Genomic DNA, 11,168 nt, shown 5'->3' with positions numbered 1-11,168 from the left:
GATCAGTATCTCTTTAATTTTCAGTATCTTTTGAACGAATTCAATTATTTTCGCTCTGACCGGCGCTTGAACGAAATTTACGAGATATTCAAGGGTTTTTTCACGGAGGTTTCAGGAGATAAATTCAACCTCGCGGGGTATTCGGCCGGTGGGCAATTCGTCAGCCGGTACATGATGTGCTATCCCGAGAATCTGAACCTAGTTGCCCTTGGCGGTGCGAAATCATATTTATTCCCTTTATTGACCTATCCTTATCCTTTCGGATTGGATTGCTCCAATCTAAATTCCTTTTTCGATAAACCGCCCGAACCTCATGGTGTCGCCCAAGGAGCGCCAGAATGGTGGGCCAACGACTTGCGCAAGATGGACTGGAATAAAAAACTGAATCTTCTGATGGACCTGAATGTTTTTCATCTGGTCGGCATCGATGATCGGGAAAACGAGGGTCACGATCGAGAAGATATCCAAGATCCACTCGACGATAGCCGGTTGTGGCAAGGAACCAATCGTTGGGAACGAGCATTCAATTACCATTTCGAAATGCGTCGGGCCGAATATCGACAAAGAAAAAATGGTGTTCGTGATCAATCAAAAGCATTTCAGATGGTATTTGTTCCATTGATGGGAAATCATGAAATCGCTCACTCGATATTCCCTAATTGGTTAAAAGCATGCTGGGAAAAATTTCCAGCTGAAATATTATATGCATATGATGGATATTACAGAAAAAGATAAGGAGTGTATGGTTGTGACTAAAGAAATCAACCATATTAATAATTTCAAAATCTTCATGTTACTAATAGCAATATGTTTTGGAGCGACATTTTGTGGAGATGGCATTTCCTCTTCGCCTGACGATGATGAACAGGATGACGACAATGACAACAACAACGACAATAATGATAATAATGACAATGATTCCATAATTGATGATGATGCTTCTCCTGATGAATTCGGTATAATATGGGTGAATATACCGGGTGGAGAATATATAATGGGGTGCTCGGAAAACGACAATATGTGTTCCTTTGATGAATATCCAAGCCATCATGTTCGAGTTGATTCATTTCAAATGTCCAATACAGAAATAACACAAAAGCAATATGAAGATATTACTGGCGTTACCCCAACCTGCTACTATTACGAAGAGAAATACCCAGCAGTTGAAATGCTTTGGGAGGATGCGAAAGATTATTGTGAGACAGTCGGTGGCCGTTTGCCGACGGAAGCTGAATGGGAATATGCGGCGCGCGCCGGAACAACAACTCCCTGGTATTGCGGCGAAGATGTACAATGTCTTTTTAATATCGCTTGGTTTGACTGGAATTTTGAAGGTGATGAATATTCCTTTTCGGATGTTGGCATGAAAAAACCAAATGCATTTCATCTTTATGATATGCTAGGTAATGCTGCTGAATATGTATCAGATTGGTATGATGAAAAATACTACTCAGAAAGCCCGATCGAAAACCCTCAAGGACCGGATAATGGAATGGATTCGTCAAAAGTTGTCAGAGGGGGATCGGTTGACTTTGCCCCAAAAGATGTTCGCGCTTCAAGTCGGGCTCCATGGTGGGTTGATTCTCCGGCATGTAATACTGGTTTTCGCTGTGCGAAAGACACTGAATGAAAATGGTAGATAGTCGGCCCTGAAAAACTCAACCGTTCATCAATAAAGCAACATCCCGTCTGCATATTAGGCATTTTTCTGTTGGTAAAAGGGCATTGATTACCCTGATGATCCAATGGAAAAGGTAGTTTCAAGAATCTTTCACATTTTTAATTCGGGGCCTCTTTCGGTTGAGGGTATTCGCCCATCTCCTTACCCCGAATAGAGAGGCGATGCCCGGTCAGGCTACGTTCTCCCGTTCACCGCTTTGCCCATTCTTCCCCCCTCAATCAAACCAAGAAATCCTTCTGCGATCCGTGGATTCGACGGCTTCGGGCAGCAGGTTTGGGTAGTCGAGGTTGTAGTGCAGGCCGCGGCTTTCCTGGCGGTGGCGGGCGGCGCGGATGATCATCTGGGCCAGTTGCGCCAGGTTGCGCAGTTCCAGCAGGTCGGGCGTGACCGTGAAATTCCAGTAGTACTCGTTGATTTCTTCCATGATCATGTTGATGCGCCGCTGGGCGCGCTTGAGCCGGTTGTTGCTGCGCACGATCGAAACGTAGTTCGACATCGTCCGCCGCACCTCTTCCCAGTTGTGCGTCACCATGATGGCTTCGTCGGGATTGGTGGCGCCGACCGCGTCCCAGTCGGGGATGGCCACCGACGGTTCGCCGTCCTTGCCTCTTTTAATGATCTCCTCGGCGGCGTTGTGGGCGAAGACCACCGCCTCGAGCAGGCTGTTGGAGGCCAGGCGGTTGGCGCCGTGCAGCCCGGTATAGGCGACTTCCCCCACCACGAACAGGTTGGGGATCGTCGATTCGCCGATCGCGTCGGTCTGGACGCCGCCGCACAGGTAATGGGCGGCCGGGGCGACCGGAATCCGCCCGCGGGTCATGTCGATGCCCAGCGAGAGGCACTTGGCGTGGATGTGCGGGAATTTTTCGGCCGCCTTGGCGCCCAGGTGGCTGATGTCGAGGTAGACGCAGTCGGCGCCGGTCCGCTTCATCTCGTTGTCGATCGCCCGGGCGACGATGTCGCGCGGCGCCAGGCTACTTAAAGGATGGATCGCATCCATGAACCGTTCGCCCTTGGCGTTGACCAGGACACCCCCTTCGCCGCGCACCGCCTCGCTGATCAGGAAGTTCCGGGCATAGGGGTGGAAGAGGCAGGTCGGGTGGAACTGGATGAATTCCATGTTGCCGACCGTGGCGCCCGCCCGCCAGGCCATGGCGACCCCGTCGCCGGTGGCGACGTCGGGGTTGGAGGTGATGAGGTAGACCTTGCCCGCGCCGCCGGAGGCGAGGACGGTATAGGTCGCCAGGAAGGTGTGCACCTCGCGGGTGGCCGTTTCCAGCACGTAAGCGCCCAGGCAGCGTTCGGTCGACCGGGCCTGAAAGAGCTTGCCGGTGGTGATCAGGTCGACCGCCAGGTGGTACGGGAAGGTCTTGATGCGCGGATGGGCCTGGACCCGGGCGAGCAGGGCGCGTTCGACCTCGGCCCCGGTGATGTCGCCGGAGTGGAGAACCCGCCGCTTGGAGTGCCCGCCCTCGATGTGCAGATCGAAATCGTTCAAATCCGAGCTGCGCCGGTCGAAGTTCACCCCCAGGGCGATCAACTCGCGGATCCGGGCGGGGCCGTTCTCGACCACCATCCGGACCACCGGCTCTTTGCACAGTCCGGCGCCGGCGGTCAGGGTGTCCTGCACGTGCAGCTCGATGCTGTCCTCGAATGACGTGACGGCGGCGATACCGCCTTGGGCGTACTTGGTGTTGGTTTCGTCCAGATCGGACTTGGTGACCAGCATGACGTCGAGGAATTCGGCGACCCGCAACGCGGTGGCCAGCCCGCCGATGCCGCTGCCGATGACCAGGACATCCGTCTGAAAATGCATGTGATACTCCGTTGACGAGTGAGTGCATATTTCGGCGAAACCCATTGATTTGTCAAGGGTTAGAAAAACCGACGACAGGGGGTGAAATAATGCTAAAATAACTCAGATAAAAAGGTGCTTGACAGGACGGTTTGGGATTAACTAAGGTTTTTGGCGTTACTTGGGGGAAGGTACATAAGGGGTTAACATGACGGTCAGGCGCTTCCTAGGCGCCCTCGCGGTGTTGTTTTTTCTTCAGACCTTGGTGGCCGCCGAGGCCGGCGATGGCCCACGGATCATCAACGATCGCAACACCGTATGGCACTTCACGAATCTGGTGCCGGACGGGCGAGAACGGTATCTGATCGAAGAGCAGCGGAACGCGGCCGATGCGCGGGCCGAGCAGCGGTTGGCTTTCGGTCACCAGGAAATGATCGGTTTGATCAGCGACGTGGCTCTTCGGCACGGTCTGGAACCCGAACTGTTGTGCGCGGTGGCTTGGACGGAGTCGCGTTTTCGTCCTTACGTGACCTCGCCGATGGGTGCGCAGGGGCTGATGCAGCTCATGCCGCAAACGGCCCGCAAGTTCGGGGTGCGGGATTCGATGAACCCGCAGGAATCCGCCGAGGGCGGCGCGCGTTACATGCGTTTTCTCATGGAAATGTATGATAATGATCTGGAATTGGCCCTGGCCGCGTACAACGCGGGAACGGGCGCGGTTCGCAAGGGTCGGCCCTTGCCGCGCAATCTGGAAACGATCAGCTTCGTGCGTAACGTCTTGACGATGCGCGACCATTTCAGGAACCGGTAACCAATGAAAAGCAACGATCTGTTGAACGCCCCCAACCTGATTTCCCTGGGGCGACTGGCGATGGCGCCTTTTCTCTTTTTATTCATGTACCTGGAGAAGTATCTCAACCAGGACGGCGGCACGGTTTTCTTCAACGTGGCGGCCGGCGTGGTGTTTCTGATCGCCGCCGGTTCCGACCTGTTGGACGGCTATATTGCCCGGAAAACGGGCGCGGTGACCGACATCGGCAAGTTTCTCGATCCGCTGGCCGACAAGGTCATGGTGACCACGGCGTTGATCATGCTGGTGAACCTGGGCCGGCTGGCCGCCTGGATCGCGCTGATCATCATTTTAAGGGAGATGGTCATCACGGGGCTACGCGGCGTCGCCAGCACGCGCGGGACGGTGATCGCGGCGAGCAACCTGGGAAAAAGCAAGACGGTGTTTCAGGATATCGCGATCTCCAGCCTGCTGTTGCACTCGACGCTCGATTTCGGGACGGGCCATGTGCCTGCCTGGCTGACTTTCCAGAATTGCGGGACCGTCGTCATTTATATCGCGGTTTTTTATACCCTATATTCGGGTTACGACTACATCCAGAAGTTCGTCGACAGCGAATCCAACCGCGAATCGAACGGCGATGAAAGTCCGAAAAGTGGAATTTAGGTGTTTTCGGATTTATTTTTATCCACGGTGGATTTGTGAAAAATGTGCAGAAGTTTCTTGACTTTTGTCGCGCAACCAGCTATCCAAAGAGATATCAGATAGAAAAGACCGGCAATTTTTCGGCTATTGCCCTGGAGGAGAGTATGAGCCGTAAGAGCTTTGCAGGCCTCGTGATTCTCGCCGTAGTGTTGACTGCCTCGTTGACCTTCGCCGCGGAGAAACTCGACAACGTTTTCATCGCAGGTCTCGATGGCGGTTATTACGGCTATACCGGCTGGATGGGGGACAACTTCGACGGCGGCTTCGGCGGAGCCCTGTTCTTCGGTTACGGGATCACCAGGAATTTTTCGATTGAACTGGATTACATCCCCGCCATCACCACCAGCCCGAGCGGCGACGATGTGAAAGAGGGCCTGGACGCCGCTTATTGGGGCGGCCTCGGCCAGGAGTACTCGGGCATCGGCGGCATCGGCGTGAGCGGCAAGCTCTATCCGCGCGATCGTTTCCGCGACGCCGACTTCGTGCGGTTGCAGCCGGTTCTGCGCATGGGCCTGGGTTGGATGCCCTTCATGTGGACCTACAAAGATTCGACCAAGGTTCCGGCGGGCCAGGTGGCCTTGTACAACAACGAGGACTACGACGGCTTCAACAATCTTTACGTGAATATCGGCGGCGGTCTGGATGTCATGCTGGCCAAATGGATCAGCCTGGGTCTTGACCTCCGGCTGTGGAAGGCTTTCATCATCGGCGACACCCTCAACGGTTACGCCACCGACGACGAGAATCTCTTCAAAGACGACTATGAAAGCTCCATGATGTACAGCCTTGGCCTCAACGTTACTTTCCAATGGTAGGGAGAGCGGCATGAAACGGATCGGCTTGCTTTTGGCTTTGACCGTGGTGCTGGGCTTCGCCCTGCAGGGCATGGCTCAGGCCGATGATTTTATCGGCGGCCACATCATCACCAGCTACCAAAAAACCGTCGGCCCGTACCCGAGTCCTTTCTTCGATGCGACGAAAAAACTCGGCCGCGGGCTCATCAATATCGGCACCGGCCCGATCGAGTTGGTCAAGCAACCGATCGTCGAGGCGGAGAAGGGCGAGAGCGTCGGCGAGTTTCTCACCGGCCTGACTTACGGCACCTTCGCCGGCGTGGCCTGGACGTTCTACCGGGAACTCGATGGCGTGTACGAAGTAGTGACCTTCTACTTGCCCAGCCTGGAGCCGGCCATCGACCCGGAATACATTTTCTGAGACGTTGCGCTGTCTGACTTGATTACGGACCTGCCCCTTCCGGGGGTGGGTTCGTTTGTTTTGGAGGCCGATTCGTGTTGAGACGAATTGCCGTCGTTGCGATGCTGCTGGCGATTTGCTGGTCGACCGGTTGTTCCCACCAGGTGCCGCAATCGATCTTCCTCAAGGCCGACGATCTGCAAGGGGTGATATTCGGCAAGGTGGCGCCGGTCCGCGACGCCCAGGAAGGCTGGATCGAATTCAAGACCAAAGGCGGCCGGGCGCTGAAGGCCGGTCTGGACGCCGATGGGTATTTCGTCGTCAAGGCGCCGCGCGGCACGTTGAGCATCGTCCGATTCGCTTATCAATTGAACAGCCGCCTGAACACCATCACCCTTGACCAGCCCTACAGCTTCGAAGTCAAACCAAGCCGCCTGCTCTACGTCGGCATGGTCTTCGTCTCGCCGCTGAGCCAGGCCGTCTACCTGACCGACGATTTTCTCCGGGATCGCGCCTGGTTCGCGAACCGCTTCGGCGAAAAACTGAAACTGGAAAGCTTTTTCCCGAATCAAAAATTCTACGACCTGATGGCGCAATACTCCCAGGCGGAACCGCCGGTCGTCCGGGTGGAAAACGGCCGGGCGTACATCCCCGGCGTCCGCTTTTTAATGGGCGATATCTGGCCCGGCGACTTCCGGATCGGTCCCGGCGGCGCGGATCACTCGATGATTCCGCCGCACGAGGCGATCATCAGCTCGTTCTGGATGGATCGCGAACCCGTTTCCCGGGCCGCCTTCGGTCTTCAGGGATCGGCGCCGATCGAGGGCGTTTCCTGGAACGAAGCCGACCGTTTTTGCCGCGAAAAGGGCGGCCGGTTGCCGACCGAAGCCGAGTGGGAACTGGCGGCGCGCGGCCCGCAATGGGGTAACCTGAATTATACCGGAATGCTGAACGGCCAGCCCAAACCCGGTGTCGATCTGGAGCGGGCCGATCTGCCGGCCAACCCGGCCGAATGGCCGGACGGGCCGTACGGCGTCCGTTTTCGCGCCGTGCAACTGGCGGAATGGACAGGGGATTGGTTCAACGAGGTGACCTACCGCACGTCCCCGCTGACGGATCCGGCCGGGCCGGATTTCGGCGGCGAAAAGGTGGTGCGGGTGGGCCCTTATCGCTATTCCCTGCCTCCCGATTCCCGGCCGATCGGCGTCGGATTTCGTTGTGTTTACGGCGGCGCCGCGCATCGCGCCGCAGTGGCGCCGCCCCCGGCACCCGCCGCCGTGCCGCCGGAGGCCGCCGATCAGCCGGAGCCGCGCCGCGACACCGCGGAACGGTCGGTGCTGGTCGCGTTGACCGACCTGGTGGTTTATGCCGCGCCGTCGCGTGACGCTGCGGTGATCGCCCGGATCGAAAAAGGCACGCTCTTGACATCCGTGGGCGAGAGTGGCGATTTTTACCTGGTTCGATTGGATAACGGGGAGGAAGGTTTTGTCAGGAGACAACAAGTCGGGTCAAGAAATGGAGACGATCGATGAGCCAACGCCTTCACCTTCACATTCTCATCTTCCTGCTGCTGGCGATCGCGATGCTCTTCCCCACCGCCTGCTTCATTCGCCGCGCGCCGCAAACCGGAATGGAACCGGCGGCCGAGCCTGAGAATACGCCCGCGGCCAGTCCGCAACCCAAATCGGCGGAAATGCGCGTCCTGAAAGTATCCGGCGCCGGCAACAGCAATATCTTCGCGGTGAAACTGGAGTGGACGGGCGATAAACCGGCCGAATGGAAAATCAACCGCTGGACGGTCATGTGGGACCAGACCGGCCAGACGCAGTCGATGCTGGTCGTCGAGGATCAAACCTTCACCATCAATCCGGGCGAACCGCGCACCGTGCAGGTCAAGGCCATTCCGCTCGATCCCGCCAAGCCGGCGGCCCGCCACTTGATCGTCGATTACGAAGGCATGCCGGTCTACGTGCTGACCAAGGAGATCCCGAATCCGGACGCCAAGAAGGTCATCGCCTCGCTCGATACGATCGACGAGGCCTTACGGCAGATGATCCCGCTCGTGCGCTTCGTCGGCAGTTCGATCGAATATTCGCCGAAGGATCGCGGCAAGATCGAGCCCTACCTCGAAGTGGTCGTCTGGAACATGGACGGCGACAAGCCCACCCCGTATATCGAACAAACAGTGATCGAGGATGCGCTGGTCGTGGCGATCGCCGGCGGCATGACCGAAGCCGGCTTCAACTCCTTTTTGCAAAGCCGCTATCCCGGCATCTCCAGCAAGGACGCGGCCGGTGAATTGCGCCGCCTGAAGCCGAAAATCAACCGGCTGTTGGAACTGGCCGGCACGGAAGCGCGCATTACCGCCAAGTAGGGTGGATTCTTCCGGTAGCGGAATGTCGCTCCGATTAATCACTTCGTTGCTTCGAAATGCAGGTCGTTGCTTTTATTTTGTAAACACTCAACGACTGTGGTTGCTATATAGACCCTGAAACAAGTTCAGGGTGACAATTCGTGTCGTTCAGGGTGACGGATCGGTAAACGCCCACCACACCGTCATGCCGACGCCCACCACCCCGTCATGCCGAACTTGTTTCGGCATCTCAAAGCCCGACCCTGAAAAAAACCTACGCCGTCTTTCCGTGCGCCAGCCGGAACCCACGCCGGGAGCGCTAGCGACCAGACAGGTGTAGGAGCGGCTTAGTAGCCGCGATAAAAATCTTACGCCGTCTTTCCGTGCGAAAGCCGGAACCCACACCGGGAGCGCAAGCGACCTGACTGGTGTAGGAGCGGCTTAGCTTGGGGCCGGTGGATTTGCGTAAATATTACAATTGCGCGTCGGCGACTTGACTGGTGTAAGAGCGGCTTAGCAGCCGCGATTTCACCTCTCTGCCAAACCCTCCGCCGGATTTGCCGGAACTGATAATTTTCGTTTATTTTTCCGTGACTTCCGATTTAACTATGATCGCCAATGGGAGGCCATTCGTAAGTATTAAAAATGATTCATATTTTTCCCTTGTTTTTTTTTCAAAGATGTATCTTTCTATTCGCCTTCCGGGTGGAGCAGCGTGGTTGGATGAGGTGAGGGTGGCAGTGAAGGCGCTTGGAGAGCGATCATGCCCAATTGGTACGTCGATCCCGACCAGTCCGACGATTCCGGCACCGGCGAAAGCTGGGCCACCGCAAAAAAACATCTCAACGCGATGATCCAGGCCCTGACCTATCCGCTGGCCGGCGAAAACGTCATCTATTTAAAGGTCGGCGCGACCAACCCCTACGAGGAAGACGACAACAGCATCAACCTGAGCAACATCCTCTGCGCCGGACCCAGCGGCAAACTGATCATCCAGCCCGAGACCTATCTCGACGGCAACTACCAACAGGGCCTCGATCCGTTCGACGATACCGATCCCGCCCCGATGAATGCCGAGACGCAGGTCTATCCGCTGTCGCTGAACCTGTCGTTCTGGTGCATCAATGCCTTCAACGTCGAGTTGCGCGGCCTGGAGATCGCCGCCGCCGACAACGGCTGCGGCCTGCTGGTCCGCGGCCCGGGAAGCGTGAAGGCGGCGTATTGCCGGCTGATCGACTGCGTCAACATTGGCGTCAACGCCGATCAAGGGGTGAATTTCGATTCCGAGAACGGCTGCATCCGCGACAGCGGCAGCGGGCTGCTGGCGGCGACGAAGGCGCAGGCGCGGTTGTCGGGGGCGAATCGCCTGACGGACTGCGCGATGGTGGGCATCGCGGCGGTGCTCGACGGGCTGGTGCTGGTGGCGCCGTGGGAGGATCACGGCGACTTTGGGCTGCTCGAAATCCGCACGACCAAACCGGTGACGGAGACGACCGCGATCCTGGTGATGCAGCGGGGCACGGTGTCGATTTGCACGGGCGAGGATCTGTCGGCGATCCACGGGGCGGCGCTGGTGAAGGTCATCGATCAGACGGAGCAGGCCGGCACGGAGAATCACCGGGGCGTGATGCTGGGCTCGAAGGGGATGGTGACGGGCAAGAAGAACATCGTCTTCCGCGAAAGCAGCGTGAATGACGGCGAGGACACCATCGCCCCGGCGCAACAGTTTATGCAGATGCCGGACGAGGACACTTTGTTGGTTGATTAAACCTGTTTCACTTTGGAGGATTCGATGGCGACCAATTATTACGTGGATGCGGACAAGGCGGACGATACGGGCGACGGTTTGACCATGGGCAATGCCAAAAAACACATCTCGGCGGTTCTTGAATTATTGAGCTTTCCCTTGACCGCGGAAACGATCATTCATCTGAAGAAAGATACGACGGCGAGTTACGAAGAGACCTCCGGCTATTTGGTGTTCTCCAACGTGACCCGCCAGGGCGTCATCCCGTTGCTGGTGATTCAATCGGAGAACTGGAACCAGACCTATTATGCGGCCGACCTCGATCCGATCACTGGTACCGGCGCTCTTGCGCCGACGGCGGCGAAGCGCTGCACGTTGACGGCGGGGATTCTGGTGTGCGAGGGATCGGTGGTGGAATTTCGCGGTTTGGCGGTGGAGCCGGAGACCTCGCGGGCGGCGTTCCAGGTGACGGGCTACAGCCGGGCGCGGTTCATCTATTGCCGGGCCGACAACGCCGAGGTGGGCTTCCTGGCTAACAAACACGCATCGGCGGTATTGCAGAACTGCTGCGCGGACACCTGCGATCACGGGGCGGCGGCGGTGGAGAAGGCGACAATGGAGGTCGAGGGCAACAATTTTTTTCTCGAAAGCAAGGTTGCCGGCTTGACGGCCTACCTCGATTCCGTGGTGACGGTGAACCCGTGGGATGAGCATCCGAGCGATTACTGCACGCTGGAGATCCGGACCACCGCGAAGGCGCTGCGGCGCAACTACGCGGCGATTTTGGTGAAGCTGCGCTCGACGGTGGCGGTTTCGGGCACGGGCGACGAGGCGCTGCACCCGGGCGTGGCGATCGTGAAGATCATCAAGGAAGACCCGACCTTGCAAGAGACTTATTACGGG

11 protein-coding genes are annotated in these 11,168 nt (G+C 57.2%); 10 read left to right on the top strand and 1 reads right to left on the bottom strand.

Annotation, left to right across the window (positions count from 1 at the left end; translation table 11 throughout):
- Together GX444_00420 and GX444_00415 are read left to right on the top strand one after the other, a co-directional pair.
- A partial coding sequence (locus tag GX444_00420; protein NLH47045.1) for a hypothetical protein occupies window positions 1-735 on the top strand: 735 nt, incomplete at its 5' end.
- Window positions 704-1,630 carry a formylglycine-generating enzyme family protein gene (locus tag GX444_00415; GenBank protein NLH47044.1) on the top strand — a complete coding sequence of 309 codons (927 nt, stop codon included), beginning with the start codon at window positions 704-706 and terminating at the stop codon, window positions 1,628-1,630. The genes GX444_00420 and GX444_00415, both read left to right, overlap by 32 nt.
- A gap of 265 nt (window positions 1,631-1,895) precedes the next feature.
- Here GX444_00415 and nadB read toward each other — a convergent pair whose 3' ends face one another.
- A complete protein-coding gene (gene nadB / locus GX444_00410) occupies window positions 1,896-3,497 on the bottom strand; it encodes an L-aspartate oxidase (GenBank protein ID NLH47043.1) in 1,602 nt (533 codons plus the stop codon).
- Window positions 3,498-3,684: 187 nt separating this feature from the next.
- Between nadB and GX444_00405 the strand changes: the two genes are divergently transcribed.
- The 8 genes from GX444_00405 to GX444_00370 all read left to right on the top strand — a co-directional run.
- Window positions 3,685-4,287 (top strand): lytic transglycosylase domain-containing protein, encoded by a 603-nt coding sequence (locus GX444_00405; GenBank protein NLH47042.1) that lies wholly within the window; start codon window positions 3,685-3,687, stop codon window positions 4,285-4,287.
- Window positions 4,288-4,308: 21 nt separating this feature from the next.
- Complete coding sequence (gene pgsA / locus GX444_00400) at window positions 4,309-4,932, top strand: CDP-diacylglycerol--glycerol-3-phosphate 3-phosphatidyltransferase (protein ID NLH47041.1); 624 nt, start codon at window positions 4,309-4,311, stop codon at window positions 4,930-4,932.
- 143 nt (window positions 4,933-5,075) lie between these two features.
- Window positions 5,076-5,786, top strand: coding sequence for a hypothetical protein (locus GX444_00395; GenBank protein ID NLH47040.1), 711 nt, complete (start codon window positions 5,076-5,078; stop codon window positions 5,784-5,786).
- A gap of 10 nt (window positions 5,787-5,796) precedes the next feature.
- The gene (locus GX444_00390) at window positions 5,797-6,186 is read left to right on the top strand and encodes an exosortase system-associated protein, TIGR04073 family (protein NLH47039.1); all 390 of its coding nucleotides are present in this window, start codon (window positions 5,797-5,799) and stop codon (window positions 6,184-6,186) included.
- A gap of 74 nt (window positions 6,187-6,260) precedes the next feature.
- Complete coding sequence (locus GX444_00385; protein ID NLH47038.1) at window positions 6,261-7,697, top strand: SUMF1/EgtB/PvdO family nonheme iron enzyme; 1,437 nt, start codon at window positions 6,261-6,263, stop codon at window positions 7,695-7,697.
- On the top strand, window positions 7,694-8,539 hold the full coding sequence (locus tag GX444_00380) for a hypothetical protein (protein ID NLH47037.1): 846 nt from the start codon (window positions 7,694-7,696) through the stop codon (window positions 8,537-8,539). Before GX444_00385 ends, GX444_00380 begins: the two co-directional genes overlap by 4 nt.
- Window positions 8,540-9,281: 742 nt before the next feature.
- Entirely contained in the window at window positions 9,282-10,286 is a 1,005-nt protein-coding gene (locus tag GX444_00375) for a hypothetical protein (protein NLH47036.1), read from the top strand.
- 24 nt (window positions 10,287-10,310) lie between these two features.
- Window positions 10,311-11,168, top strand: an 858-nt coding sequence (locus GX444_00370) for a hypothetical protein (protein NLH47035.1), incomplete at its 3' end; no start/stop codon positions are given.

Source organism: Myxococcales bacterium, from assembly GCA_012517325.1.
Taxonomy (GTDB): Bacteria; Lernaellota; Lernaellaia; order Lernaellales; family Lernaellaceae; genus JAAYVF01.
The sequence above is the reverse complement of the archived record's forward strand: the minus strand, read 5'-3'. Positions and strand labels throughout refer to the sequence as shown.

What these genes read in the sequence shown, in the direction of transcription:
- GX444_00415 (NLH47044.1), top strand. Translation starts at nt 704, where the DNA reads ATGCATATGATGGATATTACAGAAAAAGATAAGGAGTGTATGGTTGTG.
- nadB (NLH47043.1), bottom strand. Translation starts at nt 3,497, where the DNA reads ATGCATTTTCAGACGGATGTCCTGGTCATCGGCAGCGGCATCGGCGGG.
- GX444_00405 (NLH47042.1), top strand. Translation starts at nt 3,685, where the DNA reads ATGACGGTCAGGCGCTTCCTAGGCGCCCTCGCGGTGTTGTTTTTTCTT.
- GX444_00395 (NLH47040.1), top strand. Translation starts at nt 5,076, where the DNA reads ATGAGCCGTAAGAGCTTTGCAGGCCTCGTGATTCTCGCCGTAGTGTTG.
- GX444_00390 (NLH47039.1), top strand. Translation starts at nt 5,797, where the DNA reads ATGAAACGGATCGGCTTGCTTTTGGCTTTGACCGTGGTGCTGGGCTTC.
- GX444_00380 (NLH47037.1), top strand. Translation starts at nt 7,694, where the DNA reads ATGAGCCAACGCCTTCACCTTCACATTCTCATCTTCCTGCTGCTGGCG.
- GX444_00375 (NLH47036.1), top strand. Translation starts at nt 9,282, where the DNA reads ATGCCCAATTGGTACGTCGATCCCGACCAGTCCGACGATTCCGGCACC.